The sequence below is a fragment of the Flavobacterium croceum DSM 17960 genome (genome assembly GCF_002917885.1).
Taxonomy (GTDB): Bacteria; Bacteroidota; Bacteroidia; order Flavobacteriales; family Flavobacteriaceae; genus Flavobacterium; species Flavobacterium croceum.
Window position 1 is genome coordinate 16,152 of record NZ_PQNY01000016.1, and the last position, 14,612, is coordinate 30,763.

At 31.7% G+C, this 14,612-nt stretch carries 12 protein-coding genes; 10 read left to right on the forward strand and 2 right to left on the reverse strand.

The window, feature by feature from the left end:
• Window positions 1-155 precede the first annotated feature (155 nt).
• The 7 genes from Q361_RS11170 (at window position 156) to Q361_RS11200 (ending at window position 8,612) form a co-directional block, all read left to right on the forward strand.
• Window positions 156-926, forward strand: coding sequence for a DUF3108 domain-containing protein (locus Q361_RS11170; protein WP_103726820.1), 771 nt, complete (start codon window positions 156-158; stop codon window positions 924-926).
• Window position 927: 1 nt separating this feature from the next.
• Window positions 928-1,851 (forward strand): tryptophan 2,3-dioxygenase family protein, encoded by a 924-nt coding sequence (locus Q361_RS11175; RefSeq protein ID WP_103726821.1) that lies wholly within the window; start codon window positions 928-930, stop codon window positions 1,849-1,851.
• A 15-nt stretch (window positions 1,852-1,866) separates the two neighbouring features.
• The gene (locus tag Q361_RS11180) at window positions 1,867-3,096 is read left to right on the forward strand and encodes a M23 family metallopeptidase (RefSeq protein WP_103726822.1); all 1,230 of its coding nucleotides are present in this window, start codon (window positions 1,867-1,869) and stop codon (window positions 3,094-3,096) included.
• 6 nt (window positions 3,097-3,102) lie between these two features.
• Window positions 3,103-4,746, forward strand: a complete 1,644-nt coding sequence (gene pgi / locus Q361_RS11185; RefSeq protein WP_103726823.1) for a glucose-6-phosphate isomerase — start codon at window positions 3,103-3,105, stop codon at window positions 4,744-4,746.
• A gap of 82 nt (window positions 4,747-4,828) precedes the next feature.
• Window positions 4,829-7,579, forward strand: a complete 2,751-nt coding sequence (locus Q361_RS11190; RefSeq protein ID WP_103726824.1) for a TonB-dependent receptor — start codon at window positions 4,829-4,831, stop codon at window positions 7,577-7,579.
• A gap of 97 nt (window positions 7,580-7,676) precedes the next feature.
• Window positions 7,677-8,099, forward strand: coding sequence for a hypothetical protein (locus Q361_RS11195; protein ID WP_103726825.1), 423 nt, complete (start codon window positions 7,677-7,679; stop codon window positions 8,097-8,099).
• Between the two features lie 36 nt (window positions 8,100-8,135).
• Window positions 8,136-8,612 carry a septal ring lytic transglycosylase RlpA family protein gene (locus Q361_RS11200; RefSeq protein ID WP_103726826.1) on the forward strand — a complete coding sequence of 159 codons (477 nt, stop codon included), beginning with the start codon at window positions 8,136-8,138 and terminating at the stop codon, window positions 8,610-8,612.
• Window position 8,613: 1 nt separating this feature from the next.
• Here the strand turns inward: Q361_RS11200 and Q361_RS11205 are convergent, their stop codons facing one another.
• Entirely contained in the window at window positions 8,614-9,069 is a 456-nt protein-coding gene (locus Q361_RS11205; RefSeq protein ID WP_103726854.1) for a CYTH domain-containing protein, read from the reverse strand.
• Between the two features lie 79 nt (window positions 9,070-9,148).
• Here Q361_RS11205 and dinB point away from each other — a divergent pair, with 79 nt between their 5' ends.
• The 3 genes from dinB to Q361_RS11220 all read left to right on the forward strand — a co-directional run bounded on the left by dinB (window position 9,149) and on the right by Q361_RS11220 (window position 13,344).
• Window positions 9,149-10,231, forward strand: coding sequence for a DNA polymerase IV (dinB, locus tag Q361_RS11210; RefSeq protein WP_103726827.1), 1,083 nt, complete (start codon window positions 9,149-9,151; stop codon window positions 10,229-10,231).
• A gap of 237 nt (window positions 10,232-10,468) precedes the next feature.
• Window positions 10,469-11,869: an SGNH/GDSL hydrolase family protein gene (locus Q361_RS11215; protein ID WP_103726828.1), complete on the forward strand. Its 1,401-nt coding sequence runs from the start codon at window positions 10,469-10,471 to the stop codon at window positions 11,867-11,869.
• Window positions 11,866-13,344 (forward strand): MBOAT family O-acyltransferase, encoded by a 1,479-nt coding sequence (locus tag Q361_RS11220; protein ID WP_103726829.1) that lies wholly within the window; start codon window positions 11,866-11,868, stop codon window positions 13,342-13,344. The genes Q361_RS11215 and Q361_RS11220 overlap by 4 nt, the downstream gene beginning before the upstream one ends.
• On the opposite strand, the gene Q361_RS11225 is transcribed toward Q361_RS11220, so the two are convergent.
• A complete protein-coding gene (locus tag Q361_RS11225) occupies window positions 13,341-14,546 on the reverse strand; it encodes a GDSL-type esterase/lipase family protein (protein ID WP_103726830.1) in 1,206 nt (401 codons plus the stop codon). The two genes, Q361_RS11220 and Q361_RS11225, sit on opposite strands and share 4 nt — an antisense overlap.
• Window positions 14,547-14,612: the final 66 nt, after the last annotated feature.

Here is a 14,612-nt window from a genome sequence, read left to right on the forward strand (position 1 = left end):
TTATATAAGTTTTTCATAATTTATAGTTTTTTGGTTGGTTAATAGCATAAAAACTCCGTCAATATTTGATGGAGTTTTTTTGTTTTAATACATTTGGAACAAAAATTGCAATACAGTTATAGAATATTTAAAAATTAATAACAAAGAGAGTAATTATGAAAAAGATATTATTATTAGCCTTGGTTTTTATAACTGTTAGCTTTGACCAGCAAAGAGAATTACCGTATCAATCAGGAGAATGGTTTAAATTTCGAATTCATTATGGTTTGGTTACAGCGGGTTATGCAACATTAGAACTTAAAGAAGAAAACAAATTTGGAAAAAAAGTATTCCATGCTATAGGTAATGGCTATACTACAGGTATGACAAAATTATTTTTCAAAGTAAAAGACAATTACGAAAGTTATTTTGACAAAGTAACAGGAAAACCATATCAATTTGTTAGAGAAATAGACGAAGGAGGTTATACAAAAAATCAAGAAGGCTTTTTTAATCAAGATAAAAACACTATCTTAGTAAAAGATTATAAAAACAATACCAGCAAAACTTTTTCTACGCCCGAAAACATTCAAGATATAGTTTCTACATTTTACTACTTAAGAAATCATCCAAATGTTGATAAACTTAAAGTAGGAGAATCGATAGCTGTAGATATGTTTTTTGACGATGAAACCTATAAGTTTAAATTAAAATTTATGGGTAGAGAATCAATAGATACTAAGTTTGGAGAAGCAAAAGCTTTAATATTTAGACCTTTGGTACAGTCTGGTAGAGTTTTTAAAGAAGAAGAAAGTTTAACCGTTTGGATTTCTGACGATGATAACAAAATACCTTTGCGTATTAAAGCTAGCTTGGCTGTAGGTTCCTTAAAGGCCGATTTAGAATCGTTTAAAGGATTATCCAATCCGTTTTATGTGAAAAATTAACATGACAGAAACACAAAATTTACTAGAACAATTAAAACAAAAATTTGATGCAATAAATCAAAATACAGATACTCATTTAGAAGGCTTGCTATGGTCTAAACCCATTACTTATTGGGACTATATACAAACCGATGCCTTGTTGAATTTGCAAACACAAAGAACCATTTTGCCCGACGAAATGGTTTTTATTATGTATCATCAAGTCAATGAACTTTTGTTTAAAATGATATTGTGGGAAATAAAGCAAGTGTGCCATACAGCACAGCCTTCTCCAGAATTTTTTACAGAAAAATTACGAAGAATAAGCCGTTATTTTGATATGCTTACCACTTCATTTGATATTATGGGAGATGGAATGGAAGTAGCTCAATACATGAAATTTCGAAATACATTAACGCCTGCCAGCGGTTTTCAAAGTGCACAATATAGATTGATAGAATTTGCATCTACCGATTTAATTAATCTTATCGATTACCGTTTTAGAGCAACTATAGATAGGAATACGCCCTACACCCATGCTTTTGAACACTTGTATTGGCAAGCAGCAGGTAAAGACCATGCTACGGGTAAAAAAAGCTATTTAATTTTAGAATTTGAACGCAAGTATAAAGACCATTTTCTAAATTTTATGGAAGAGTATAACACCATAAATTTATGGAGAAAATTTAAAGAATTACCTCTTGAAAGCCAACAAAATGCTAATTTAGTAGCCGCAATGCGCCATTACGATAAAACAGTAAATATTACTTGGGTAATGGGGCATTACAATGCCGCTGTAAAATATATAGAAAGCGGGCAAGGAAATGGCGAGGCAACTGGAGGTAGTGATTGGAAAAAATATATGCTACCTAAATACCAAAGAAGAATATTTTTCCCAGAATTGTGGAGTGAAGAAGAGTTGAAAACATGGGGAGAGAACGTGTAATTTGATTTTATTTTTTTGAAGAAAACACTATATATATTTTTAATAATACTAACTTTTTTTTCTTGTAAAGAAGAAAAGGAAGACTTTATTATTGAAGATTATGAACCTAAAAAACCAATCGTAGATTTTGGATTGAAATTTGACGATTTCAATGTGCATTATGATACGATAGGACACCAAGATACTTTTGAAAGAATATTAAGAAAACAAAACTTAGCAGGTAAAAAAGCATCAGAAATTATAAAAATAGTAAAAGATTCTTTTCCTACACAAGTTCGTTTTATGCGTCCGTATATCTGCTTTAGATCAAAAGATAAATACAACAAACTACAAGTTCTTATATATCAGCCTGATCGGCTTAACTATTATATGATTGATTTGAGAGACTCTATTGTAGGCTTTAAAAAATCGAGACCTCTTACGTTTAAGGTGAAAACCATAGCAGGTGAGGTTACAGGATCTCTCGGAACCACATTAAAAAGAAATAATATAGATCCATCTTTAACCAAAAAACTATCAGGAGTTTATGCTTGGACTATTGACTTTTTCAAAATGAGAAAAGGCGATAAATTTGCTATAAGTTTTACCGAGCGTTATATAAACGATACTATATACGACGGGATTGATAGTTTAAGAGCAGCTTTTTTTGAATATAAAGGTGAAAAAATTTATGCTTTTCCTTTTCAGCAAGACAGAAATGGGAAGGTAGATTACTACAATCAAGACGGGAAAGCTTTGAAAAATTATTTTCTTAAAGCACCATTAAAATTTGTGAATATTACCTCTAGATTTTCAAAAAATAGATTTCACCCTGTGCAATTGCGCTGGAAAGCTCACAATGGTACCGATTATGCCGCACCTACAGGTACACCAATTATGACTACAGCAAGCGGAGTTGTAGAACAAGCAGGTTATACCGCCGGAAATGGAAATTTTGTAAAGGTAAAACACGATAAAACCTACTCTACACAATATCTACATATGTCAAAAATATTGGTAAGAAGAGGGCAAAAAGTAAAACAAGGGCAAGTTATAGGAAAAGTAGGGAGTACAGGTTTGGCATCGGGGCCACACGTATGTTATCGTTTCTGGAAAAATGGTGTTCAAGTAGATGCACTCAGACTTAAGCTCCCAAATTCTCAACCTATGGAGTCTCGAAATTTACCGAGATTTAAGCGTGAAATAGCGCCTTTAAAAAGGGAATTAGACAGTATAGCACAAGCAAAATTTAAATACTATAAATAATTTATCATGTCATTACAAGCTGTAAATCCAACACAAACACAAGCATGGAAAAAACTTCAAGAGCATTTTAAAAACGGAAAACATTATGCCGTAAAACAATTGTTTGAAGAAGATGCTCTGCGAGCTCAAAAATTTCATATAAATTGGCAAGATTTTATAGTAGACTATTCTAAAAATAGAATTACTTCAGAAACATTAGAATTACTTTTACAATTAGCAGAAGAAGTTCACTTAAAAGATGCAATACAAAAGTATTTTTCTGGAGAAGCTATTAACAAAACAGAAAACAGAGCGGTTTTGCATACTGCATTACGCGCTCCAGAAAACAGTAGTGTTTTTGTAAATGATACAAATGTTATACCTGAAATTTTTAACGTAAAAAATAAAATAAAAACATTTTCAGAAGCTGTTATTTCTGAAAAACTTATAGGTTATACAGGAAAACCTTTTACCGATGTAGTAAATATAGGAATAGGCGGATCTGATTTAGGGCCAGCAATGGTTGTAGAAGCACTGTCATATTATAAAAATCGATTAACAACACATTTTGTTTCCAATGTAGATGGTGATCATGTACAAGAGGTAATTAAAAAATTGAATCCAGAAACGACTCTATTTGTTATTGTTTCCAAAACATTTACCACGCAAGAAACACTATCCAATGCAGAAACAATCCGAACATGGTTTTTACAAAATGCACAGCCACAAGATATTGCTAAACATTTTGTAGCCGTATCAACCAATATTGATAAAGTAACCGAGTTTGGTATAGCAGAGCAAAATATCTTCCCTATGTGGGACTGGGTTGGAGGTAGGTTTTCTCTATGGAGTGCAGTAGGTTTAACCATAGCTTTAGCGGTTGGTTATACTAATTTTGAAGCCCTTTTAGAAGGAGCTTATCAAATGGATGAACATTTTAAAAATACGCCATTCAAAAATAATATTCCTGTAGTTTTAGCATTACTAACTATTTGGTACAATAATTTTTATAATGCCGAAAGTGAAGCCATCATTACATACACTCAATATTTACAAAAACTAGCACCTTATTTGCAACAAGGTATTATGGAAAGTAATGGGAAAAGTGTTGATAGAGCAGGTAATAAAGTAGAGTACCAAACAGGAACTATAATATGGGGAGAACCAGGTACCAACTCGCAACACGCTTTTTTCCAACTTATACATCAAGGAACTAAACTAATTCCTGCAGATTTTATTGGTTTTGCACAACCATTGTACAATAGCAAAGACCATCATAACAAGTTGATGTCTAATTTTTTTGCCCAAACAGAAGCATTATTGCAAGGAAAAACAGAGCAACAGGTACATGACGAATTTAGCAAGCAAGGATTAAATACAGAAACAGCACAATACTTAGCACCTTTTAAAGTATTTGAAGGAAACAAACCAACAACTACTTTTTTAATAGATAAATTAACACCTTCAAGTTTAGGTAAACTCATTGCTATGTATGAACATAAAATATTTGTACAAGGTGTTGTTTGGAATATTTTTAGTTACGATCAATGGGGTGTAGAGTTAGGAAAACAGTTAGCAAACAGTATTTTAGAAGAAATTCAAACAAAAAACATCAAACCTCATGATGGTTCAACGCAATTTTTACTAGAGTCCTTTTTTGCTAAAATGTAAACTAAAAAAACCTTAACTATTTCTTAACATACCAATCGGTTTTTTGAGTCAATTTTGCACAAAATTCTCAAATAACACAAACATGAAAAAAATTACAAATTGGGTTTTCTCTGTTGTTATGCTTTTTGTTGTAAACACAGTATTTGCACAAAGTAAAGTATCTGGAACAGTAGTAGATTCAGAATTAAACACACCATTATCTGGTGTAAATGTTAAAGTAAAAGGGACTTCTACAGGAGTAGCTACAGATGCAAACGGTAAGTTTTCTCTTACAACTACAGCAACATCAGGTCAATTGGTAATCAGTTTTATCGGTTACGAAAACAAAACAGTAAGTTTTAATGGTAAAGATTTAGGTACTATTAAATTATCTTCTGCTTCAAATCAGTTGGAAGATGTAGTTATTATTGGTAAAGGAGTTATAGATTTAGCTAAAGATCGTAAAACTCCAGTAGCAGCTACAACAATTAAATCTGCCGAGATTCAAGCTAAAGTTGGTTCAGCAGATATTACTCAAGCATTTGTAAACACACCTTCAGTTTATGTAGCAGGTCAAGCAGGGGGATTTGGAGATTCACGTATTACAGTTAGAGGATTCCAACAAGATAATACAGCATTTTTATTGAACGGGCAACCTATAAACGGTATGGAAGACGGTAAAATGTATTGGTCAAACTGGTCTGGTATGTCAGACATAGCTAATGCTGTACAAATACAAAGAGGTTTAGGTTCGTCAAAGTTGGCTATATCATCTGTAGGAGGAACAGTAAACTTTGTAACAAAAGCGACAGAAATGAAACAAGGAGGTTTTGCCTCACTTGGCGTTGCAAACGATAACTATTTTAAATCTACAGTAGCTTATAATACAGGTCTTAGTAATAAAGGATGGGGAGCTAGCTTTATGATGTCTCATTGGCAAGGTGATGGATATAATGATGGAACAAGAGGAGAAGGACAAAACTATTTTTTATCTGTAGGATATAAACCAAATAATAAACACAATTTTAATGTTTTAATTACAGGTGCACCACAATACCATGACCAAAATTTTTCAAAAAGAATTTCAGATTATTTAGGTTTTGGAAGAAGATATAATAATAACTATGGGTTTTTAGGAGGAAAATATATATCTGAAAGAACTAATTTTTATCACAAACCAGTAGCAAATATAAACTGGGATTTTAAAATAAATGATAAAACAGATTTATCTACTGTATTATATGCTTCTTGGGGTAGAGGTGGAGGAACTGGAAACTACGGAAGTGGTAAGAAAAACATTAGCCAAGTTAATCCTTATACAGGGCTAGCTCAGTCAACATATATTGATTTTGATCAAATTTATGCAAACAATGTTGCAGATTCAAATGGAATTGGAAGTAATGAATCATCTGATCCTTATAGAACAAAAAACTATGCAATTCGTTCTTCTATGAACAATCATCAATGGTACGGTATAGTAAGTAATTTAAAAAATAAATTATCAGAAAATCTATCTTTTAATGCAGGTATAGATTTAAGAACTTACTACGGTACACATTACCGTCAAGTTGCTAATTATTTAGGATTAAATGGTTGGTACGAAACTAGAAAATTATTTAACCAAAACCATGTTAATAATTTATCTACATCAACAGTAGCTTCAAACACTGTAAATGAATACTACCCGGCAGAGCCTTGGACAGCTATGTTCAACACAATAGGTCAGAGTCAAAGAATTGATTACGATTATAGTGAAAGAATTTCTTATGGTGGAATATTTGGTCAGTTAGAATATGCTAAAGATAATTTCACTGCTTTTTTCCAAGGAGCATTATCACAACAAAAGCATCAAAGATTTGACAGATATGATTACGAACTAGCACACCAAGATTCTGAAAAAGTATCAAATTTAGGTTATAATGTAAAAGCTGGGGCTAGTTACTCTATTGATAAAACACATTCATTATATGCTAATGCAGGTTTCTATTCTCGTCAGCCTTATCACGATAATGTATATTTAAATTATACAAATAGAGTTAATCCGTTGGCATCAAATGAGGATGTATTGGGTTTTGAAGCAGGGTATAATTTTAAATCTAAAATTTTTAATGCTAGCTTAAATGCTTATAGAACGTCATGGAAAAATAGAGTTATAGGTACATCTTTCAATGTAACCGCAGTTGCAGGTCAAACAATTGGGGGCGTTCTATTACCTCAAGGGGCTTTAGTATATACTACAAGTCAAAATGATGAGCAACTACATACAGGTCTTGAACTAGATTTTACATTAAAACCAGTAAGAAAGCTCGATTTAAAAGGCTTTGCTTCTGTAGGAAATTGGGAGTATAAAGGAAATTCTGTACAAAGAAGATATGATGAAAACCAAAATATTTTAGATGAAACTAAAGTTGATGTAGATGGAGGTAAAGTAGGAGATGCTGCACAAACAACTTTTGGACTAGGTGCTAAATATGAACTTTTCGAAAGATTTTCTATAGATGCAGATTGGAGAAATTATGATAAATTATATGCTACTGTTGCCGCTACAAAAGATAATTTAATGTTGCCAACATACGATTTAGTAGATGCTGGAATTAGCTATAAAATGTTATTGGGCATGGACAAAAAAGATTCTTTATTATTTAGAATTAATATTAGTAATGTTTTTGATGAAGTTTATCTTTCTGAATTAACAAGTAATGTGAAAAATACAGACAGAATCAACCCAACAAGCATGACAGATTTTTCCACTTACCAATCAACAGGTAAAGAATATAAAGGAATTGCAGATGCTAACCAAGGTTATTTCGGTTTAGGTAGAACTTGGTCTGTAACTTTGAAATATAATTTCTAAAAAATATTTTTCATATTTTAAAGCCTCATTCTTTAATTAGAATGAGGTTTTTTTATGCAATATTCTTATATTTGTTTCAACTAAACTAATATCTCATATGTATTCATTGGTACAAAAATTTCATTCAGGCTGGGCCTATCTAGTATTATTATTATTGTTTGTTGCAGCTATAAATGCTTTTATAGGGTACACTTCAAAAAAAGAATTTACCCAAAAAGATAGAAAAATAGCATTGTTTGCTCTTATTGCTACACATTTACAATTGGTGATTGGATTGATTTTATATTTTGTTTCTCCAGTTGGGTCATCTTCATTAGGTCAAATGAAAGACGCTTCATTGCGATTAACTTCTTTAGAACATCCGTTGGTAAATATTATTGCAATAGTTCTTATTACAATAGGTTGGTCGAAACATAAGAAAGCAGCTACTAGTGAAGCAAAATTCAAATCTATTTCGTGGTTTTATGCTATAGGGCTTGTGTTGGTTCTAAGCAGGATACCTTGGAATTTATGGTTATAATCTAAAAGCCCGAAAGGGCTTTTTAAAACTTTACTTATGAAAAAGTTTTCAGTAACAGTATTTATTTTAATCGCTTTAGTTTCTTTATTTGGTTTGCAAATGTTTGCCAAGCAAGACCCTAAAGTACAAAAAAAAGATACCCTTAAAAAAGAAGTCAAAGTAATAGAAACATTACAAGAAGACTCTTTAATAATACCTAAAGGTAAATACAAAATATTCAAAAAAACGGCTCACGCATCTTACTATGCCGATAAGTTTCATGGGCGTCGTACTGCAAGCGGTAAAAAGTATGATAAAAACGGCTTAACAGCAGCCCACAAAACATTACCTTTTGGAACAAAAGTAAAAGTTACCAACCTAACAAATGGTAAAGTAGTAGTTGTAGAAATTACAGACAGAGGCCCTTTTGTAAAAGGTAGAGAAATAGACTTGTCTAGAAAAGCATTTATGTCGATTACACATAATAGAGCTACCGGACAAATGAATGTTTCTTTAGAAATATTGCAAAAATAAATTACGCTTTTTTACTTAAATAAGAGTTGTAGTATTCTATATTGCCTGTAACTTCTTGCCCCAACCACGATGGTTTTTCAAAAACTTCATCTTCATCAGCAAGTTCAATCTCAGCAATGGTTAAGCCTTTGTGAGCACCTTCAAACACATCAACTTCAAAAACATGAGAGCCAATGGGCACTTCATACCTTGTTTTTTCAATAACAGTAGGTTCGCATAGTACTAGTAACTTTTTAGCATCGTCAATACTAATTTCTTTTTCCCACTCAAACCTGCGTACCCCGCTATCATTACCCAAACCTTTTACGGTTAAAAAACCTTTATCTCCTTTTATTCTTACTCGTACATTTCTTTCGGGAGCAGTATTTAGGTAGCCTTGAGCAATTGCATAACAATGACTCGATTGTTTTACAAAATCGGTGTTTTTAACTAAAAATTTTCTTTCAATTTCTTCCATTAATTTCACAAAATTTAATGTGGGATTTACCATTACATTATGGGTAGATAATCTACCAAATATACATTATTTTTGTAGTATGAACAATCCAAAGCCACTACGAAAGATTATTCATGTAGATATGGATGCTTTTTATGCCTCTGTAGAACAGCTCGATAATCCAGAGCTCCGAGGTAAACCTATAGCTGTAGGTGGTAGCGAAGCTCGCGGTGTAGTTTCGGCGGCAAGCTATGAGGCTCGAAAATTTGGAGTACGTAGTGCTATGAGTGGAGTTCAGGCGAAACGAAATTGCCCTGAGTTAATTTTTGTAAAACCACGATTTGATCGATACAAACAAATTTCAAAAAAAATTAGAGCTATTTTTCATGAGTATACCGATTTGGTAGAACCACTTTCGCTAGACGAGGCATATCTTGATGTTACTCAAAATAAAAAAGGAAATCCAAGCGCTACTCTCATTGCACAAGAAATACGGCAACGCATTTTTACAGAATTAGGTCTTACTGCTTCTGCGGGTATTTCTGTAAATAAATTTGTTGCAAAAGTAGCGAGTGATTACAATAAACCAAACGGACAAAAAACGGTAAATCCAGAAGAAGTCGAATCGTTTTTGGAACAACTTGATATTCGAAAATTTTATGGTGTAGGAAAAGTTACCGCCGAGCGTATGTTTCATTTGGGAATTTTTACGGGTAAAGATTTAAAAAGTAAATCGTTAGATTTTTTGGAAACACATTTCAATAAAAGCGGAAATTATTATTACCATATTGCTAGAGGTATTCATTATAGTGAAGTAAAACCATATCGAGCAGCAAAATCGGTTGCAGCAGAACATACATTTAGAGAAAATCTTACTTCCGAAATTTTTATGGAACAAAAACTTTCTCGTATTGCCGAAGAGCTTGAACAACGGATGAAAAAACCAAATGTTTCTGGAAAAACAGTTACTTTGAAAATAAAATACAGCGATTTCTCTACCCAAACTCGCAGTAAAACGTTGCCCTATTTTGTTGCAGACAAAGGAATTATTTTTGAAACAGCCAAAGAACTATTGTATCAAGAAAGGCTTAAAGAATCTGTACGACTATTAGGTATTTCGATGAATAACTTAAATACAGAATCTAAAAAAACTGTGGTAGTACAGTTAAAGTTTGAGTTTTAACTTGCTATACATCAATTCAAGTATTTTAACTATTATATAATATAAGATTTTGAATACCAATTTAGACTAAAATATTGTGTAAGTGCAAAAAGCGAATCTTTTTAGATATAAAATAAAAGAGTTTTAAAAAACAACGGTACACACTTTTTATTATTTTTGCGCACTAATTTTGCCGAATTGTAAATATATGCCAGTCAAAATTATTAAAACCCTATTAAATTATGTTATTGCGCTTTAATGAATCAAAGTAAAAAAGTAGTTACAGTTACCACTATTGTTATGGTAGTGTATATTTCGATTTCCTTTTTTTCAAGCGAAATTGAATTGTTTTTTCCAAAATTTAAGAATATCAATTTATTGGCAGATATTGCCTATCACCCAAGAAAAGAAGCTAATAAGCAGCTTCAAAATTTTATCCCAAATACGTTTTCGGCAACAAATACATTTGAGTCTTATCAAAAAAAAGGAACTATTATAGGCTTTAATCAAGATTCTATAGAACCAGCTTTACCCAATGTAACACAAAAATTATTGCAATTGGAGGCAGGAAAACCAGTAAAATTAAGAATAGCTTGGTTTGGAGATAGTCAAATAGAGGGCGATTATATGACTCAAGATTTGCGCAAAATGCTTAATAATCAGTTTAATCTTACGGGTAGCGTAGGTTTTATTCCGGTAAATTCGGTTTCACAAGATTTTAGAGCAACAGCTATTGTAAATACTTCGGGTTATATAAAGTCGAACAATTTTAAACAACATACTTCTAACTCTCATTTATTTCTTTCTGGATATTCTTTTTTTGGAGGAGATTTTAGAATGAATATGCTCGATAAAGTAAAACGAGATCCACAAGTTCCTTTGCAAAAATGGTTACTTTTTGGAAAAGGAGACACGTTACGAATAGCTTATAATGATTCTGTTTTTAAAGCATATCCTGCCACAAAGTATTTCAACAAAATATTACTCAATAGCAGTACAAACCAGTCGGTTAGTGTTCGGGTTTCTAGCTCGAGAACGCCTGTTTATGGTATAAGTTCTGAAACTAGTTCGGGTATAATTATAGATAATTATTCTTTTCGGGGAATTACAGGAATTGAGCTAAAGCAAATTTCTAATGCATTATTAACCGAGTTAAGCAAAGAAAATTATTACGATTTAATTGTGTTTCAATATGGCGTTAATTTAATGTTTAAACCCGAAGAAACACATTTTACGCCGTATTACAAGCAAATGAAATCGGTTGTAAATAAGTTTAAAACGGCTATGCCTACTACAGATTTTTTAATGTTAAGTTGTTCAGATAGAGCATTTAACTATGGTGGAGAATGGAAAACAGCCGTAGGAATAGACTCTTTGGTTTACAACCAAGCAAAAATAGCCTTTGATACTAAAATTCCTTTTTACAATCTATATCAAAGTATGGGTGGTAACGGAACTATGGTGAAATATGTAGATAGTTTGCAGTATGCAGGTAAAGATTATATTCATTTCAATGTAAAAGGGTCTAAAAAGGTAGCCTATTATATTTTTAAAGCCATGATGAATGACTATAATAAAACAAAAATTAAGCATAAAAAAGAGCAAGCCAAAGCCAAAGCAGACTCAATAGCCAAAGCGAAACAAAAATCTAAAGCATGATACAAATAGATTGGAGTAATGTAGCGCAACAATTGTTGTATAATCCTAAAAATCCTTTGCTGTTCAACAATGGGTTTTTTGTGTTTTTCTTTTTCTTTTTTATACTATTTTATTATTTATTTAGAAATAATTATAGGCATAGAGCTATTATACTTACGCTGTTTTCGCTATATTTTTTTTATAAAGCGAGTGGAGGTTTTGTAGTTATTGTAATATTATCTGCACTTTTTAATTACGGTATTTCTAAGTTTATTTATAAAGCTCCAAGTAAAACGGTAAAAAAGGTAGGGCTATGGATAAGCGTATTAGCCAATTTGGGAGTTTTGTTTTATTTTAAGTACACAGACTTTTTTATACAAACTATCAACGATATTGGACATTTTAAGTTTCATTTGTTGCATATTTTATTACCTATTGGTATTTCTTTTTTTACGTTTGAAAACCTAAGTTATTGTATAGATATTTACCGAGAAGAAATTGAGCCCGAAGATAACGTGATAAATTATATGCTGTTTTTGGCTTTCTTTCCAAAATTGGTGATGGGGCCAATAGTAAGAGCAAAAGATTTTATTCCGCAATTAAAACAACCTTATGTAGTATCTCAAACCGATTTTTCAAAAGGATTTTATTTAATTGTATCTGGTTTAATAAAAAAGCTAATTATCTCTGATTATATTACTTTAAATCTAGTTAATTATGTATTTGATGGCCCCGCTTTGCACAACGGATTTGAGTGCTTAATGGCGCTGTATGGCTATGCAATTGTTATTTATTGTGATTTTTCGGGTTATAGTGATGTTGCTATTGGAATATCAAAATGGTTAGGCATTACAATACCCACCAACTTTTTATCGCCTTATCAAAGTAAATCTATTACAGAGTTTTGGCGTAGATGGCATATTTCGTTATCAAGTTGGCTTCGCGATTACTTGTACATATCGTTGGGAGGAAACAGAAAAGGGAAGTTAAGAACCCAAGTAAATTTGTTTTTAACGATGTTTTTGGGTGGTTTTTGGCATGGTGCAAGTTGGAATTTTATTATTTGGGGAAGCTTGCATGGCGTAGCATTAATTTTCAACAAATATTGGTCTCAATTTTTTGGAAAAATAGTTATATTACCTAAAATTGTATCGAATATCTTATACGGTATTATTACTTTTCATTTTGTAATATTTTGTTGGATATTTTTTAAATCGGCAAATTTGGTTATTGCTCAGCAGTATATACATCAAATAGTTTATCAATTTACGCTACAAGGCGCTGAAACGTTTCTTGCAAATTATAAATATCCTTTGTTAATGATGCTACTGGGTTATGTATTGCATCTTATTCCAGATCGTATAGCAGACAAATGGATAGCCATACAAACTCGATTTTCTATAGTCTATTATGTTGTTGTTTTGATGCTATTTATTGTTTTGTATGCTTTTTTTAAAAGTGCAGAAACAGTTTTTCCTATTTATTTACAGTTTTAATTTTTCTCTAAAAAAGCATTCCATGAATTTGCAAAAGCGAGCAATAATAATTTTGCTTGTAAATCGTATCCTTTGTTTGTAAAATGAACCAAGTCTGTGTTGAGCCAATTGTTACCTTTCCATATAGATGCCCCATCAAGACCTTTTGAGGTATTAAACAAATCCCAATAAGCATAATTGTTGTTATTGCAAAATTTAATAAGTGTATTAGCAATCGATTGTACAGTAAAATTAGGTTGTGTTTTTCGATAATATGAAACAGGAGGTGTAGCAATAATAATAACAGCCTCTGGAGAAATAAACTTTAATTTAGTACAAACTTCGGTAACATTTTTTATGAATGTTTCCAAATTAACATTGGGGTCTTGTGCTTCATTTGTTCCTAATGAAATAATGTAACAATCAGCTTTTAAAGCAGGAAGTTGCTCCCAAAACAAATTGGTTCTATTGTAATCTAAATAACGAGCACTATTGGCACCAATTGCATCATAGATAATTCCGCCGTTGTTTTTTTCAAGTGAAGTGCCATAATATCGAATAGAATCGTTGGCAGAAAGTTTTATAGTAATACTGCTGGTTTCTCTATGCAAATTAAATGAATTAACACCTGTATTTTGTTTATAACAATGCAAATCATTTTCCATGATATTGTAACTCAAATCTATTTCATTTACAGCTTTGTTGGTAAATACAGTTATTTTGTCAAAAGTATCTTCATTGCGAAGTTTTAAATTAAAACCTGCAATTAAATCGTTGGTTTGCATTACAAATGCTGCTACACCACACGGATTTAAAGTGTCTTTTTTTGTAATTCTATGGCCTGTCCAATAATTTTTTGATGTATAAATAGCATCTCCCGTACCATTACTTCTTACTAAAGGCAGAGGAAAAAGTAAACCTCTACCTGCATTTCCAAATTGTTTTTGAAATTCTTTACGCACCACAGATGTCATTAAATCGGCTTGAATATGCGAATCTCCAATATGAACAATTCTTATTTTTTCGTTGCTTTTAAACTTTTTTTGTAACAAAAGCTTCGCAAAAAGAGGATCTAGAGTTGTAGCGTTATTAAAGTTGTTGTTTTCTAAATTAAGTTGTTTAACCACATCGTTGTCTAGTGCAGGTAAAACCCATACAAGATTTTCTTGAGCTTTTATATTTTGAAAAAGCAAACAAAAAAGAACAACGATATATTTATACATTTATAATTTATTGAAGTGCCAAAAATAAGCATTATTGCAAACTAAAGAAACCAATAGCGTTTGTAA